The 13,873-nt window shown below is 66.2% G+C and carries 18 protein-coding genes; 4 read left to right on the top strand and 14 right to left on the bottom strand.

The genetic code is table 11. The features are described 5' to 3' along the window. Positions 1 to 5: 5 nt before the first annotated feature. The 5 genes from DF286_RS00200 to DF286_RS00180 form a co-directional block, all read right to left on the bottom strand. On the bottom strand, positions 6 to 695 hold the full coding sequence (locus DF286_RS00200; protein ID WP_243444665.1) for a DUF4230 domain-containing protein: 690 nt from the start codon (positions 693 to 695) through the stop codon (positions 6 to 8). Next, entirely contained in the window at positions 692 to 1,558 is an 867-nt protein-coding gene (locus DF286_RS00195) for an MBL fold metallo-hydrolase (RefSeq protein WP_109269602.1), read from the bottom strand. The genes DF286_RS00200 and DF286_RS00195 overlap by 4 nt, the downstream gene beginning before the upstream one ends. A gap of 40 nt (positions 1,559 to 1,598) precedes the next feature. Further along, complete coding sequence (locus tag DF286_RS00190) at positions 1,599 to 3,302, bottom strand: M56 family metallopeptidase (RefSeq protein ID WP_109269601.1); 1,704 nt, start codon at positions 3,300 to 3,302, stop codon at positions 1,599 to 1,601. Continuing rightward, positions 3,299 to 3,667 carry a BlaI/MecI/CopY family transcriptional regulator gene (locus tag DF286_RS00185; protein ID WP_109269600.1) on the bottom strand — a complete coding sequence of 123 codons (369 nt, stop codon included), beginning with the start codon at positions 3,665 to 3,667 and terminating at the stop codon, positions 3,299 to 3,301. The genes DF286_RS00190 and DF286_RS00185 overlap by 4 nt, the downstream gene beginning before the upstream one ends. Positions 3,668 to 3,973: 306 nt before the next feature. Next, positions 3,974 to 4,753 carry a helix-turn-helix domain-containing protein gene (locus DF286_RS00180; protein WP_109269599.1) on the bottom strand — a complete coding sequence of 260 codons (780 nt, stop codon included), beginning with the start codon at positions 4,751 to 4,753 and terminating at the stop codon, positions 3,974 to 3,976. A 128-nt stretch (positions 4,754 to 4,881) separates the two neighbouring features. Here DF286_RS00180 and DF286_RS00175 point away from each other — a divergent pair, with 128 nt between their 5' ends. Continuing rightward, positions 4,882 to 5,280, top strand: a complete 399-nt coding sequence (locus DF286_RS00175) for a hypothetical protein (protein ID WP_109269598.1) — start codon at positions 4,882 to 4,884, stop codon at positions 5,278 to 5,280. 87 nt (positions 5,281 to 5,367) lie between these two features. Here the strand turns inward: DF286_RS00175 and grxD are convergent, their stop codons facing one another. The 8 genes from grxD to DF286_RS00135 form a co-directional block, all read right to left on the bottom strand. After that, positions 5,368 to 5,697 (bottom strand): Grx4 family monothiol glutaredoxin, encoded by a 330-nt coding sequence (grxD, locus tag DF286_RS00170; RefSeq protein ID WP_109269597.1) that lies wholly within the window; start codon positions 5,695 to 5,697, stop codon positions 5,368 to 5,370. Positions 5,698 to 5,707: 10 nt separating this feature from the next. Then, positions 5,708 to 5,941, bottom strand: coding sequence for a BolA family protein (locus DF286_RS00165; protein ID WP_109269596.1), 234 nt, complete (start codon positions 5,939 to 5,941; stop codon positions 5,708 to 5,710). A gap of 4 nt (positions 5,942 to 5,945) precedes the next feature. Continuing rightward, positions 5,946 to 6,272 carry a DUF1476 domain-containing protein gene (locus DF286_RS00160; RefSeq protein ID WP_109269595.1) on the bottom strand — a complete coding sequence of 109 codons (327 nt, stop codon included), beginning with the start codon at positions 6,270 to 6,272 and terminating at the stop codon, positions 5,946 to 5,948. A gap of 124 nt (positions 6,273 to 6,396) precedes the next feature. After that, entirely contained in the window at positions 6,397 to 7,395 is a 999-nt protein-coding gene (locus DF286_RS00155) for an NADPH:quinone oxidoreductase family protein (RefSeq protein WP_170303911.1), read from the bottom strand. Between the two features lie 88 nt (positions 7,396 to 7,483). Further along, positions 7,484 to 8,302 (bottom strand): N-acyl homoserine lactonase family protein, encoded by an 819-nt coding sequence (locus DF286_RS00150; protein ID WP_243444664.1) that lies wholly within the window; start codon positions 8,300 to 8,302, stop codon positions 7,484 to 7,486. 41 nt (positions 8,303 to 8,343) lie between these two features. Next, positions 8,344 to 8,979, bottom strand: coding sequence for a CoA transferase subunit B (locus DF286_RS00145; protein WP_109269594.1), 636 nt, complete (start codon positions 8,977 to 8,979; stop codon positions 8,344 to 8,346). Then, positions 8,979 to 9,686 (bottom strand): CoA transferase subunit A, encoded by a 708-nt coding sequence (locus DF286_RS00140; RefSeq protein ID WP_109269593.1) that lies wholly within the window; start codon positions 9,684 to 9,686, stop codon positions 8,979 to 8,981. The genes DF286_RS00145 and DF286_RS00140 overlap by 1 nt, the downstream gene beginning before the upstream one ends. A gap of 186 nt (positions 9,687 to 9,872) precedes the next feature. Next, on the bottom strand, positions 9,873 to 10,175 hold the full coding sequence (locus tag DF286_RS00135; protein WP_109269592.1) for an SCP2 sterol-binding domain-containing protein: 303 nt from the start codon (positions 10,173 to 10,175) through the stop codon (positions 9,873 to 9,875). 158 nt (positions 10,176 to 10,333) lie between these two features. On the opposite strand from DF286_RS00135, the gene DF286_RS00130 reads away from it, so the two are divergent. The 3 genes from DF286_RS00130 to DF286_RS00120 all read left to right on the top strand — a co-directional run bounded on the left by DF286_RS00130 (position 10,334) and on the right by DF286_RS00120 (position 13,377). Beyond that, on the top strand, positions 10,334 to 12,445 hold the full coding sequence (locus DF286_RS00130; protein WP_109269591.1) for a prolyl oligopeptidase family serine peptidase: 2,112 nt from the start codon (positions 10,334 to 10,336) through the stop codon (positions 12,443 to 12,445). Between the two features lie 75 nt (positions 12,446 to 12,520). Then, a complete protein-coding gene (locus DF286_RS00125) occupies positions 12,521 to 12,826 on the top strand; it encodes an ArsR/SmtB family transcription factor (RefSeq protein ID WP_109269590.1) in 306 nt (101 codons plus the stop codon). Further along, on the top strand, positions 12,823 to 13,377 hold the full coding sequence (locus DF286_RS00120; RefSeq protein ID WP_109269589.1) for an SRPBCC family protein: 555 nt from the start codon (positions 12,823 to 12,825) through the stop codon (positions 13,375 to 13,377). The genes DF286_RS00125 and DF286_RS00120 overlap by 4 nt, the downstream gene beginning before the upstream one ends. 33 nt (positions 13,378 to 13,410) lie before the next feature. Here the strand turns inward: DF286_RS00120 and DF286_RS00115 are convergent, their stop codons facing one another. Next, the gene (locus tag DF286_RS00115) at positions 13,411 to 13,851 is read right to left on the bottom strand and encodes a DUF4112 domain-containing protein (protein ID WP_243444663.1); all 441 of its coding nucleotides are present in this window, start codon (positions 13,849 to 13,851) and stop codon (positions 13,411 to 13,413) included. Positions 13,852 to 13,873: the final 22 nt, after the last annotated feature.

Below are 13,873 nucleotides of genomic sequence, written 5' to 3'. Positions count from 1 at the left end.
GCGGCCTACCGCTCCTTTTGCCTTTCGCTTAGCACATCCTCTACCCGCCGCGACCTGTCCATCCAGGACGGATCCCGGCTTCCCCCTTCGTCGGCGAACCGCGTCACGACCGTCGCCTCGATCCCCGCCGCCCGCAGCGGCAAGGCGAAGCTCCGCTCCACCGCCGCCTTGGCCGCATCGCGGGCCATGCGCATCGCCACCGGCGCCTTGGCCTGCTCCAGCAAGCTCTGCTGCCCTCGGCGACGGTTGGCCATGTCGAGAGTCTTTTCGGCATCGGTGAGCGCCATCAGCACGCCGCCGCCGGAATATTCCTGCACCTGGCTTAGATCGATTTCCGGACCTGAAATTTCAATGGGCGGAAGGGTGACGGTGAGGGTGGAATTCGCGGCGTTCCAGTCGAGGTCTTGCTCGTCGATCGCTGCGAGATCGAGCTCGTAGCGCACCGTTCCGGGCATGATCAGCGTCTTTTGCGCCTGGAGGCCGAAGCGGCTCTGCGTCGATGTGACGACCGTGACGAAGCGCGCGACGAAGGGGGTGAGGCGGGCCTGTTCGCGTACCGATTGGAGGCTGGCGACGGCGATGCTCTCCGGATCGGTCCCGGGATCGAACCAGTCCGAGACCCGCGCCACGCCCACGAAGAGCGCGCCGACGACGAGGCCGATCAGCAGCGCGGCGACAATGGCTGTTCGCTTCACGCGGCGAGGCTCCAATGCTCGTCGTCATGCCGCACGATCCCGCGCGCCTCGAGGTCGATGAGGTGGGCGAGCACCGAGCGGCCCGCGGCCGGGTGGAGGCGCGGGTCCAGTCCCTTGTACATCTGCTCGACCATGGCCGATATGCGTCCTTCCCCCGCCTTCAGCCGACGCAATATCTGCCCCTCGCGCTGGCGGCGATGGCCGATGAGGCCGCGGACCAGCCGCTGCGGGCGCTCAACGGCGGGCCCGTGAGCGGGATAATAGATGACGTCCTCCCGGGCGAGCAGCTTTTCGAGGCTCTGCATATAGGCGGCCATGTCGCCGTCGGGGGGCGAGACGACCGTGGTCGACCAGCCCATCACATGATCGCCGGTGAACAGCGCCCCCGTTTCGTTGAGGGCGAGGCAGAGGTGATTGGACGTATGGCCGGGCGTCTCCACCGCCTCCAGGGTCCAGCCGTCGCCGCTCAAGGTCTCGCCGTCGGCCAGCACCCGATCGGGCGCATAGTCGAAATCGAAGGCGGCGTCGGCGCGCGGACCCTCGTCGGACAAGGCGAGCGGGGCGCAGCCGACGATGGGGGCGCCGGTGGCGGCCTTCAGGGGGCGGCTGGCGGGGCTGTGATCGCGATGGGTGTGCGTGCAGACGATCGCCGCGATCCTCTCGTCTCCCAGGGCCGAGAGCAGGGCGTCCAGATGCTCGTCCATGTCGGGGCCGGGATCGATGACGGCGACGTCGCCCCGGCCCACAATATAGGTTTGCGTCCCGCTATAGGTGAAAGGCGAGGGATTGGGCGCGAGCAGGCGCCGCACAAGCGGATCCAGCGTTTCGACAATACCGGTCGGCCACTCTTCCATGGGCGGCATGTGGCATCGCGGCGCCCGAAAGGGAAGGAGGCCGAGCGGATCAATGCCGCTCGCTCTTCTCCCGCCACGTCTCCGCCTCGTGCAACGCGCGCCGGCGCTCGTGTTCGGCCTCGCGTAGCGCCTGCCGCCGCTCCCGCTGAGCCTCGAGCAGTGCGTCCTGCCGCTCGCGATGCGCTTCGCGGAGCGCTTCCTGCCGCTCCCGGTGCGCCTCACGCAGCTCGTTCCGGGCCTCCGCGAGGGACCGGGCGATCTCGGCGCGGTCGATTTGGGCGGAGGCGATTTCCGCGCGCGCTTCGGCGATCGACGCCTCGATCTCGGCCCGGTCGGCGGCGCTGAGCTGGACATGCGGCACGTCGACCGCGACCGAGGCCATCGCCGGCGCCATCGCGGCGGCCCGGATCTTGTCGATGTCGATCGCCGCGAGGCCTGCCCGCGCTTCGGCCAGGGCTCCGTGTACATGGCCCAGGTCGACCGCCCTCACGGCTGTCTCGGCTTCGGCCACGGCTCTCGCGATCTCGGCCTCGTCGATGGCGGCCACGGCCGCTTCCGCCGCCCGTGTCGCTTCACCATCGATGGCGGCCACCACGGCGGGATCGTTCATCACCGTCTCGACCCGGGTGCGGGCCCGCTCGGTCACGCGGCCGACGATCGCCCGCGCCTCGGGATCGTCGACGACCTTGCCGTTCTCGCACACCAGCGCGCCATCACGTCCGCGGAGGGAAATGCCGTGCGAACCAGTCGCAGCCTCGCCGCATTTCTCGCGGATCGCCGCTTCCTCGGCCGGGGTGATGAGAGCGCCATCTCGCTCCATCGCCTGGACGACCACTTCGCCGACATCGTCGTCGCGCTGGGCGAAGCCGGGGCTGCTGAGCGCCAGCCCGCCCGCGGCGAGAATGCCGACGGCAGCGACGCCGCCCAGAGTGCGGGCTCGGGTCGCCCGATGGGATTTCATCAATTTCAATCTCCGCTTCAAAAATTCGGCGTGGTTCAGCGGGCAGGCTGCGACCAGGCCGGGGCGGCTCGCGGCTTTGACGAGGGCGCTTGCATAATCATGGCGCCGATCGGGGGCCTTACGGGCGATCGCGGCGTCGCAGGCGAGTTCCTGGTCGGCGCGGAAGGCGCGGAAAGCGAAATGAGCGATAGGGTTGAACCAGTTGAGCGCGAGCACGCCGAGCGCGAGCATGTTCCACCACAGATCGCCGCGGCGATGGTGGATCAGCTCATGCTCCAGCGCGAGCTGTTGCTCGGCGGCGCTGTAGCGCCAGTTGAAGAGGGGCGGCACGACGATGCGCTTGTCGAACACGCCGATTGCTACAGGCCCGTCCACCGCTTCGCTCTCGATCACGCGGATGCCGCCGAACTCCTCGGGATCGCCCTTGCGCGGGGTCGAGCCGATGCTGAGCAGGAAGGCGCTGTAGGCGGACTGGTGCCAGATCAGGAAAGCGGCCGCGCCGCCGATCCATAGCGCGAGCAATATGGATACCCACTGCCCAGGCCCGGCGTCGACCGGCAGCGGCGCGGCCGCGGCCCTCTCCACCGCAGGGAGAACCACGGTGATTGAGGGAACGGAAACCGGCGTCGTGAGCGACGGCATCTGCGGCATGACCAGCCTCAGCGCCGGCAGCAGCCACAGCGCATAGGCCCAGGTGGCGCCGAAGAGATGCGCCACCGGCCGGCGCACGGCGAGGACGAGCAGCATCAGCAGCGTGCTGCCGATCACCGCATCGAAAGCCCAGGCGATCATGACTTCAGCTCCTTCAAGAGAGCTTCGATCTCGGCAATGTCTTCGGGACTGAGGCTGTCCCGCTCGGCGAGATGGGCGATAAGCGGACTGACGCTGCCGCCGAACATGCGGTCGAGCAGCCGGCGCGACTCGCGGGTGACGAAATCGTCGCGCTCGACGACCGGCCGGTAGAGATAGCGCCGCCCTTCCTCTTCATGGACGAGCACGCCCTTGGCGAGGAGACGGGAGAGGAGGGTCTTGACGGTGCGGATGCTCCAGCCGCGTTCCGGATCGATCCGGTCGGCGACTTCCTGGGCGCCCAGCGGCGACTCGTGCCAGAGCACTTCCATCACCGCATGCTCCGCCTCCGAAATGCGCTCGCTCATCGGTGCCTCCCTTGATTACATTTGTAGTCTCACATGATTACAGATGTAGTCAATACGCAAAGCAACGAAATGCGAACTGTGTTATATATTTAATACGGCAGAAGCTGAACGACCGATTAAGCAGCCCCTGTCGGCTCAGTTTACAATCGCCGAAAAAATTAATGCGGCTTCACCATCGGAAGCCCGCGTTTCCGCGCCTTGGACGGTTTGGCACGCGGCGTGTATCCTTGTCCGCGTCCACATTGTTCCGTCGAACAAGGGGCGGACAGGCGCTTTTTCCGGTCGCGCCGTCCGCCCCGCTCAATTTCAGCTCCGGCTTCCAAGCAGTTCCGCCGTCCGCGCATTGGCGGGCAGGAACGTCTCTATGGCGAGTTCTGCCAGGGTGATGTCGATCGGCGTTCCGAACATCGACGTGATGCTGAGGAAGGAAAGCTCCCCCGCCTCGCTCTTGAGGACGAACGGCACGGCTACGCCGCCCAGCCCGCCCGTGCCGTGGGCGGCGCCGCCCGGATAGGCGCGCAGCTCTTCCAGCAGCCTGGCGAGACCGGCGTCGGCGCTGGCGTCGATCTGCGCCTCCAGCCGATGGAAGATATGGCCCCGCCACTCGGGGAGGTTGGCGATGCGGGGCGCCACGCCTTCGGGATGAAGGCTGACTCGAAGCACATTGACCGGCGGCTCCAGAAGATGCGGCGCTACGCCCGCGAGCAGCGGAGCGAGCCCGGCATTGGCGCTGACTAGCTGCCAGTGCCGGTCGACCGCGAGCGCGGGAAAGGGTTCGTGCGCTTTCAGCACCAGTTCGACCGCGTGTCGCGCATCGGCCAGCGCCGGATCGTCGAGCGAGCGTTCTGGCAAAGCGGGCGCGAAGCCGGCGGCGACGAGGATATGGTTCCGCTCGCGGGCGGGGACGGCGAGGCGCTCGGTCAGCCGCATCAATATTTCGCGGCTGGGACGGGAGCGGCCGGTTTCGACGAAGCTCAGGTGCCGCGCCGAGATTTCGGCGTCCAAGGCCAGATCGAGCTGGCTGAGGCGGCGGCGGGTGCGCCAGGCGCGAAGCTGCTCGCCGACGGCTGAAGTGCTGCTTTCCATGAGCCAAGGCTTAGCCGCTCCGGGGCCGCAATCCCATTACCTCCACGTAATCGACCCCATGACCCCGATCAGCGAATCCAGAAGGCGCCGCAGCCGACTCGCGGCGAACCAAATGGAAAGGACTGATCATGTCATCGACCCTGTTTCTGCGCCGCGTCCTGGCCCTCGATGCGCTGAGCTGCGCCGGTATGGGTGTCCTCCTCGCCGCCGCGGCCGATTCCCTGGCGCCTCTGTTCGGGCTTCCGGAAGGGCTGGTGCGCGGCGCCGGGCTGCTGCTCCTGCCTGTCGCCGCCTTCATGGGCGGGCTCGCATCGCGTCCCTCGCCGCCGGCCCTGCTTGTCTGGGTGGTGATCGTGGGCAATCTCGGCTGGGTAGTGGAGAGCTTCGTGCTTGTCGGCCACTATGGTGCGGCCGTCACCGCGATCGGCGCCGCCTTCGTCGCCGCCCAGGCGCTGATCGTGCTCGGCCTGACGGGCCTCGAATTGGTGGGCTTGCGCCGGGTGACGCCCTCTTCGGCGTCATCCTGACGAAAGTCAGGATCCATGAACACCGGCGTTCGAGCTTCGATACCCGGTGTTCATGGATGCCGGATCAAGTCCGGCATGACGATCCGTCTACTCCGCCATGGCGACCTGCTTGTCGGCCATCAGCTGCTGGAGCTCGCCGGCCTCGAACATCTCCATCATGATGTCGGAGCCGCCGACGAACTCGCCCTTCACATAGAGCTGGGGGATGGTCGGCCAGTCGCTATAGTCCTTGATGCCCTGACGGATCTCCGGGTCCTGGAGCACATCCACGGTCTCGAAGGCGACGCCGAGATGATCCAGGATCGCTACCGCGCGCGACGAGAAGCCGCATTGCGGGAAAAGGGCGGTGCCCTTCATGAAGAGGACGATATCGTTCTTGCTGACGATCTCGTCGAGGCGGGCCTTGATGTCGGTCATGTCAAAATCCTTATTCCGGAACGGCGGTGGTGAGCTGGAGGGCGTGAAGCACGCCGCCCATCCGCCCGCCCAGCGCCTCGTAAACGCGCTGGTGCTGTTTCACCCTCGGCACGCCGCGAAAGCTCTCAGCCACGACGCGCGCGGCATAATGGTCGCCGTCGCCGGCGAGATCGGTGATCTCGACCTCGGCATCGGGGATCCCCTGGCGGATCAGAGCCTCTATGTCCTCGGCGGCCATCGGCACGGCCTTACTCCTGCGCCTGGATCATCTGCCGCCGCGCCTCGACGGCCTTATGCTCCAGCGCTTCGCGGATGCGGCCCTCGTCGCAATCGACGCCGGCGGACGTCAGATCGCCCAAAATCTTGCGGACCACATCCTCGTCGCCCGCCTCCTCGAAGTCGGAGCGAATGACCTCCTTCGCATAGGCATCGGCCTCCACATCGGTCAGGCCCATCAGCTTCGCCGCCCAGTGGCCGAGCAGGCGGTTGCGCCGGGCGAGAATGCGGAACTGCATCTCCTGATCGCGGGCATATTTATTCTCGAATGCCTTTTCGCGGTCGTCGAAGGTGGTCATGTCAATCCTTTGCTACAGGGTGGCCTCACGAGATAGGCGGCGCCGGCGACGGGTGCAACATCACCATTCCCTACTTGCGCGCAGCGCGTGGAGCGATCCCCATAAGCTTGGCTGAGGCAAGGAATTAGTCCATCGTCACGACCAGTTTGCCGATAGCCTCCCGCGCGGCCATGTGGGCGATGGCTTCGCCGCCTCGCTCCAGCGGCCAGGTGCGGCTGATCCGGGGCGCGATCCGGCCTTCGTCCCACAAGCGGAAGAGCGTGCGGATATGCGCGGCGTTCGCCTCGGGATCGCGCATGGCGAAGGCGCCCCAGAAGACGCCGCACACGTCGCAGCTCTTGAGCAGGGTGAGGTTGAGCGGCAGCTTCGGAATGCCGGCCGGAAAGCCGACGACGAGATAGCGTCCTTCCCAAGCAATGGAGCGCAACGCCGGCTCGGCATAGTCGCCGCCGACGGGATCGAGGATCACGTCGGCACCGTTCGGCCCCACGGCCTCCTTGAACATCTGTGCCAGCGCCCTCGACTGGTCCTTGTCGAAGGGTCCGCGCGGGTAGACGAGGACCTCGTTCGCGCCCGCCTGCCGCGCCGCTTCCGCTTTCTCTTCCGACGACACGGCGGCGATCACCCGCGCCCCGAACGCCTCGCCGAGCTCCACCGCCGCAAGACCCACGCCGCCGGCGGCGCCGAGCACCAGCAAGGTCTGCCCGGCCTCGAGCCGACCGCGGTCGAGGAGCGCGTGGATGGCAGTGGCATAGGTCAGCAGCAGCGCCGAGCCTTCCTCGAAGCTCCGCTCGTGCGGGAGCGGCAGCGCCGTGGCCGCATCGATGACGATCTTCTCCGACAGGCCTCCCTGGCGGACGACAGCGATCAGGCGATCCCCTTCGGACCAGCCCCTCACCCCTTCGCCCACGGCCTCGACGACGCCAGCGATCTCGCCGCCCGGCGCGAACGGCCGCTCCGGCTTGAACTGGTATTTGTCCTCGATCACCAGCACGTCGGGATAGTTGATGGCGCAGGCCTTGACCCGCACGAGCAGCTGGCCCCTGGCGGGTGCGGGATCGGGAAGTTCGGCGAGTTCGAGAGTCTCCGGTCCGCCGGGAGCGCGCGAGAGCAATGCGCGCATCATGGCCTCCCTGTCATTGCGAGGAGCGCAGCGACGCGGCAATCCATCGGCGCCGGCCTGGATTGCTTCGCTACGCTCGCAATGACGTTCACCGCGCCGCCTCGGGAAAGGCCGGGAGCTTGGCGATGTCGTCCGGCTCGTGCTGGATGATGACCTTGGCACCGACATTCTTCGCCAGCTTTTCAAAGCGATCGTGCGAGGCAAGGGTGTCGGCGCGATCGACGTTGAAGCTGGGGACGCCGCCCACCTCGCGATTCTCGGTGAAGTGATACTGGTCGCCCGAGATCAGCACGGGGCCGCTGGCGAGGTGGACGAGCAGGACCTGATGCCCTTCGGTATGGCCGGGCATCTGCAGAATCGTGACGCGGCCGTCGCCGAACACGTCCTTGTCGCGTTCGAGCGGCTCGACCTTGCCGCCGCCGCTCAGCCAATGGGCGAAGCGCTCCTTCGCGGGCGGCCAGACATTGATGACGTCCCAGTCGCCCTTGCCGGTGAGTAGGGTGGCATTGGGGAAATCCGCCACCTGGCCGGTGTGGTCAAAATGATAGTGGCTGATGCCCACATAAGTCACATCCGCCGGGCTCACCCCGATCCGTTCGAGCTGCGTGACCAGCTTTTCCTTGAGGAAGGTGCCTTCCGCGTCCTTCGGCTTGCCCGCCAGCGCGCCGTCCACGCCTGTATCCCACAGCAGCAGGCGGTCGCCGTTGCGGATCAGGTAGCAGCTCGCCACCAGGGTCTTCTTCTGACCCGAATAGAGGCCGGTGTCGGAAAAGACGCCGAGGTCATCGATGTCGAGCGTGCCGCAATCGAGGCGCCAGAGGGAGAGGGGAGGCTTTTCGGCCGGAGGGGCCTGCATCCCGGTAAAGGCCAGAAAGGCCGCGGTCGCTACGATGGCTCGCTTCATCATCAACACCCCACATTAGCGTTCGCCCCCGACGAACGAAACGTCTACGGCTCGTAGCGCGCGGTCGTCTTCGCCGCCACTTCCTCGACGGTCACGTCCGGCGCCAGCTCGATCAGCCTGAAGGGGCTGTCATGGTCCGGCCGCTGGAAGACGCAGAGGTCGGTGACGATCATGTCGACGACATTCTGGCCGGTGAGCGGCAGGGTGCATTCCGGGATGAACTTGGGATCGCCGTTCTTGGACGTATGTTCCATGACGACGATGATCTTCTTGACGCCGGCGACGAGGTCCATCGCGCCGCCCATGCCCTTGATCATCTTGCCCGGGATCATCCAGTTGGCGATGTCGCCATTCTCGGCCACCTCCATCGCGCCGAGCACGGCGAGATCGATATGCCCGCCGCGGATCATGGCGAAGCTCTGCTCGGACCCGAAATAGGCCGTCTGCGGCAGCTCGCTCACCGTCTGCTTGCCGGCGTTGATGAGATCGGGATCGACCTCGTCGTCGTAGGGGAAGGGGCCGATGCCCAGCATCCCGTTCTCGGACTGGAGCGTCACCGTCATCCCCTCCGGGATGTTGTTGGCGACGAGCGTCGGAATCCCGATGCCGAGATTGACGTAATAGCCGTCGCGAAGCTCCTTCGCCGCCCGCGCGGCCATCTGATTGCGATCCCAGGGCATCAGGCGGCCTCCCTTTCACGAACGGTCCGGAACTCGATTTTCTTGTCGTAGGGCGCACCGAGAACGAGGCGCTTCACATAGATGCTCGGCAGGTGGATGCAGTCCGGATCGAGGCTCCCGACTGGTACGATCTCCTCCACCTCGGCGACGCAGATCTTGCCGGCGGTGGCCATCGGCTGGTTGAAGTTGCGGGCGGTCTTGCGGAAGACGAGGTTGCCCATCTCGTCGGCCTTCCAGCCCTTCACAATCGAAAGGTCGGCGCGGATGCCGCGTTCGAGGATGTAGGTCTCCCCGTCGAACTCCTTATGCTCCTTGCCCTCGGCGACGATCGTGCCGACGCCGGTCTTGGTGTAGAAGCCCGGGATGCCCGCGCCGCCGGCCCGGCAGCGCTCGGCGAGCGTCCCCTGGGGGCAGAATTCCACCTCCAGCTCGCCCGCCAGATATTGGCGCTCGAACTCCTTGTTCTCGCCGACGTAGGAGGAGATCATCTTCTTCACCTGGCGGGAGCGGAGCAGCTTGCCGAGGCCCTCATTGTCGATGCCGGCATTGTTGGAGGCGATGGTAAGGTCCTTGACGCCGCTCTTCTGGATGGCGTCGATCAGCCGCTCCGGAATGCCGCAAAGGCCGAAGCCCCCGGCGCAAATGGTCATGCCGTCGAACAGCAGCCCTTCGAGCGCCCCATCGGCATCCGGATAGATTTTCTGCATGAACCGCGCCTCCCTTGGTCTCGGGCCGCGCATAACGGCCCGGACCGGTGCGGGTCAAGCGAACCTGAATGAGGTTTCAACTTTGCCGCTGTTCGTCATTGCGAGGAGCGGATGCGACGAAGCAATCCAGTGCTAGCCGAACCGCCGCACTGGATTGCTTCGCTCCGCTCGCAATGACGGTAGCGCTTACGCCTTCAGCTTCGTCAGCACGCCCTGGAGCTGCATGGCGTTGGACATGTCGCCTTCTACCTTGAGCTTGCCCTGCATGAAGGCGGTCATGGCGTCGAGCTGGCCCTTGGTGAGCGCTTCCCAATCGGCCCAGCTGATCTTGATGGTGGTGTCGGCCGCGCCGTCTTCCTCCGTCACCGCATTGGCGACGCCGTCAAGCATGATCGCGCCCTCGCTGCCGCCGAAGTCGAGCTTGATGCGCTTGCCGGGAACGAAGGCGTTGTGCTCGCCCATCTTGGCGACGAGGTCGGTCTTGGTCATGCAAAGGCTCCTGTTTCTGGCTTTTCAGCCTCTCTAGTTTACGTAAACGTCAAGTCAAGATTGCTTGCCAAAGGGGCGGATGCTGCGTGTTCCCCGGTAGTGACAGCCGCGTCGCCACCCTTTAGCTTTCCGCGGCACCGAAACATCGGAGATCCGCCTTGTATCGTCCCATCCTGTCCGTTGCCGCCCTGCTTGTCACCGTCGCAGCCACGCCGCCTGCGGCCGAGGATCCCTATCTCTGGCTCGAGGAGATACAGGGGGAGCGGGCGCTGACCCAGGTGAAGGAGTGGAACGCCGAGACCGAAGGGGTCCTCGCCAAGATGCCGCGCTACGAGGATTATCGCCAGCGGGCGAAGGCCATCCTCGACGACGAGCAGCAGATCGCGGCCCCGGAAGACGTGCTCGGCGACAGGGTCACCAATCTCTGGCGCGACGCGAAGAATCCGCGCGGGCTGTGGCGGATCGCTTCGCTCGATACCTATGTCGGGGGCAAGCCCGAATGGCGGGTGCTGATCGACGTCGACGCGCTCGGCAAGAAGGAGGGCAAGAGCTGGGTCTGGCACGGCGCCGACTGCCTCGCGCCCGATTATACGCGCTGCCTCGTCTCGCTGAGTCCCGGCGGCACCGACGCGGACGTGGTGCGCGAGTTCGACATCACCACCGGCCAGTTCGTGGACGGCGGCTTCACGATCCCGGAGGCGAAGACCAATGTCGACTGGGTGGATGAGAACAGCCTGCTCGTCGTCACCGACTATGGTCCGGAGAGTCTCACCACCTCCGGTTACGGCCGCATCGCCAAGCTCTGGAAGCGCGGCACGCCGCTGAGCGAGGCTGTGACGGTGATGGAAGGCGCCAAGACCGATGTCAGCGTCTCGCCATTCTCGGTGATGGGCGACGACAAGCGCTGGACCTTCCTCAACAAGGGCGAGACCTTCTGGACCGGCGAGCTGTGGCTCTACCAGGGGCCGGGCAAGCTCATCCAGACGCCGCTGCCCGAGGACGCCGACTTTCGCGACGTCTTCGACGGGCGGCTGATCGCCAGCCTCAACTCGCCGCTGACGGCAGGCAGCGAGACGCTGCCCGCCGGCGCCATCGTCGCGTATTCGCTCGCCGACATCGCCGCCGGACGCCCGGCCGCGCCCGAGCTGGTCATGGCGCCGAGCGAGAGCCAGGCGATCGAGGAGGTCGCGGCTTCCGACAATGTGCTGTGGGTGAAGGCGCTGGACGACGTGTCCGGCAAGCTCTTTGCCCTGACGCTTGGCGAAGACGGATCGTGGAACCGAGCCCCCGTCTCGCTCGAGCCCAACATGACTGTGCACCTGCTCGACGCGGCCGGCGAAGCTGATCTCGCCTTCGCGACGGTCGAGGGCATGCTGAACCCGCCCGCGCTCTACGCGGTCAAGGCAGGGGCCACGCCGCGGGTCGTGCAGGCGCTGCCGGCCAAGTTCGACGCCAGCCAGTTCACGGTGGAGCAGCGCTTCGCAACGTCGAAGGACGGTACGCGCATTCCTTATTTCCTGGTCCGCAAGAAGGGCGTGGACGGGGCGGTGCCGGCGCTGATCCACGCCTATGGCGGCTTCCGCGCCGCGCAGACGCCGACCTATCTCACCCAGCAACCCTACCGCGCCGGGCCGCTCGGCTTGTTCTGGGTTGAGGAAGGCAATGCCTATGTGCTCGCCAACATCCGGGGCGGCGGCGAATATGGACCGCGCTGGCACGAGGCGGCGCTGCTCGAGAACAGGCAGAGGAGCTTCGACGACCTTCACGCCGTCGCCGAACATCTCGTCAGCACCGGCGTCAGCCCTAAGGGCAAGATCGCCATTTCCGGGCGCTCGAACGGCGGCGTGCTGGTCGGCGCGGCGGTGAACCAGCGGCCGGACCTCTATGGCGCGGTCATCTCCGGCTCGCCGCTCGGCGACATGAAACGCTACCACAAGCTGCTCGCCGGGGCGTCGTGGGTCGGCGAATATGGCGATCCGGACAATCCCGAGCAGTGGGCCTTCATCTCGAAATATTCGCCCTATCAGAATATCGAGAAGGGCGTGGGTTACCCGCCGGTGTTCTTCTACTCCTCGACCCTCGACGACCGCGTCCATCCGGGCCACGCCCGCAAGATGGCCGCGCGGCTCGAGGAATATGGCAACCCGGTCTACTTCCACGAATATATGGAAGGCGGCCACTCGGTGGGCGCCGATCATGCCGAAGACGCCAAGCGCGCCGCTTTGCTGACGGCGTTCCTCAACCGGGTGCTGGTGGAGGGCGAGAAGTAGGACCGGCTTGCCCTTCGTGAGGGTGTTGCTTAGTTCGTCGTTGACTTAATTAAGTCATGGCGTAATAAGAGGCGCATGGACCTGTTCGCCGCCCTTGCCGAGCCCAATCGCCGCCGGATGATCGAGCTGCTGAGCCGCGGCCCTCGTGCCGCTGGCGATCTGGCCCAGGCCTTCCCGCTGAGTGCGCCCGCTGTTTCGCAGCATCTGAAGGCGCTGCGGGAGGCCGGGCTGGTGCGGGTGGAGGTCGACGGCCAACGGCGTATCTACAGCCTGGACCTCGAAGGTCTCGCCGCCGTCGATGCCTGGCTGGATCGCATCCGCGGCTTCTGGGGCGGTCGCCTCGACGCGCTGGAAACGGCACTCAGGGAGGAGACGGAATGAGCGACTATGGCATCGTCATGGAGTCGGGGGCAGTCCGCTTCGAGCGGCTGCTTTCGGCGCCGATCGAGCGGGTATGGGATTATCTCACCCAGTCCGAGCTTCGCCGTAAATGGTTCGCGGGCGGCGAGATGGAACTGCGCCCGGGCGGCTCCGTCACGCTCATCTTCCGCAACTCCGAGCTCGCGCCGGACGACGAGGAGGTGCCCGAGAAATATCGCCAATATGAAGGCATGGTGTCGAAGGGCGAGATCGTCACGGTCGAACCGCCACGGCTCCTCGTCTTCGACTGGTTCGAGGAGGAGGGGCCGCCGAACCGGGTCTCCTGGGCGCTGGAGCCGCGCGGGGAGGGGACGCTGATCACCCTCACGCACAGCCGCCTCCCGAGCCGGGCGATGATGGTGAACGTCTCCGGCGGATGGCACCTCCATCTGGATGTGCTGGAGGATGTCCTCGCCCAGCGGCCGCCGCGCCCCTTCTGGGCCCGCAACGCTCAGTTCGAGCAGGATTATGAAGACCGCATCCCCGCCGACGCGGAGGGCGCCTCCGCCTAGGGTTCAAGAGAAGTCCGAGAGTTGGCGATCGCCCTATCGATCGATCGCCACCGCTTCCCCTTCCACCATAATGGTGCCGGGATGGTGCTTGTCGAGATAGCGCTTGATGATGCGAAGGTTCCGGCTGTTCGAGCGGAAGGCGAAGTCGAACAGGTCGCCGACAATCGGCACTGCGCCCAGCACCGCGTCGATGCCGACGTTGCCCGCCATGCGCGCCAGCTGGAACTTGGACATGCCAAGGTTCCGCGCCTCCCAGACGAGCCAAGCGCCCATGGAGGCGGTGACGATGTCGCCCACCACCGGCACGAGTCCGAGGATGGAATCGAGGCCGACCGGCCGGTTGATCCCCGGGACGACGAACAAGCGTTCGAGCACCGCCTCCATCGCCTCCAGCCGGCGGCGAACCGATGCCGGATCGCGGCCGATCGGCAGTTGATCGGCCAAGGTTTCGAACGGTTTGTGCGGCGTCGGCACGGGCGAGTGTCCTTTCCTCTGC

It is taken from the genome of Sphingosinicella humi (genome assembly GCF_003129465.1).
GTDB classification, from domain to species: domain Bacteria; phylum Pseudomonadota; class Alphaproteobacteria; order Sphingomonadales; family Sphingomonadaceae; genus Allosphingosinicella; species Allosphingosinicella humi.
This window is presented reverse-complemented; position numbering and strand designations above follow the sequence as displayed.

Excerpts from the sequence above, each read along its gene's own strand:
- DF286_RS00195 (WP_109269602.1), bottom strand. The coding sequence starts at position 1,558 with ATGCCGCCCATGGAAGAGTGGCCGACCGGTATTGTCGAAACGCTGGAT.
- DF286_RS00190 (WP_109269601.1), bottom strand. The coding sequence starts at position 3,302 with ATGATCGCCTGGGCTTTCGATGCGGTGATCGGCAGCACGCTGCTGATG.
- DF286_RS00185 (WP_109269600.1), bottom strand. The coding sequence starts at position 3,667 with ATGAGCGAGCGCATTTCGGAGGCGGAGCATGCGGTGATGGAAGTGCTC.
- DF286_RS00180 (WP_109269599.1), bottom strand. The coding sequence starts at position 4,753 with ATGGAAAGCAGCACTTCAGCCGTCGGCGAGCAGCTTCGCGCCTGGCGC.
- DF286_RS00175 (WP_109269598.1), top strand. The coding sequence starts at position 4,882 with ATGTCATCGACCCTGTTTCTGCGCCGCGTCCTGGCCCTCGATGCGCTG.
- grxD (WP_109269597.1), bottom strand. The coding sequence starts at position 5,697 with ATGACCGACATCAAGGCCCGCCTCGACGAGATCGTCAGCAAGAACGAT.
- DF286_RS00160 (WP_109269595.1), bottom strand. The coding sequence starts at position 6,272 with ATGACCACCTTCGACGACCGCGAAAAGGCATTCGAGAATAAATATGCC.
- DF286_RS00155 (WP_170303911.1), bottom strand. The coding sequence starts at position 7,395 with ATGCGCGCATTGCTCTCGCGCGCTCCCGGCGGACCGGAGACTCTCGAA.
- DF286_RS00150 (WP_243444664.1), bottom strand. The coding sequence starts at position 8,302 with ATGATGAAGCGAGCCATCGTAGCGACCGCGGCCTTTCTGGCCTTTACC.
- DF286_RS00145 (WP_109269594.1), bottom strand. The coding sequence starts at position 8,979 with ATGCCCTGGGATCGCAATCAGATGGCCGCGCGGGCGGCGAAGGAGCTT.
- DF286_RS00140 (WP_109269593.1), bottom strand. The coding sequence starts at position 9,686 with ATGCAGAAAATCTATCCGGATGCCGATGGGGCGCTCGAAGGGCTGCTG.
- DF286_RS00135 (WP_109269592.1), bottom strand. The coding sequence starts at position 10,175 with ATGACCAAGACCGACCTCGTCGCCAAGATGGGCGAGCACAACGCCTTC.
- DF286_RS00125 (WP_109269590.1), top strand. The coding sequence starts at position 12,521 with ATGGACCTGTTCGCCGCCCTTGCCGAGCCCAATCGCCGCCGGATGATC.
- DF286_RS00120 (WP_109269589.1), top strand. The coding sequence starts at position 12,823 with ATGAGCGACTATGGCATCGTCATGGAGTCGGGGGCAGTCCGCTTCGAG.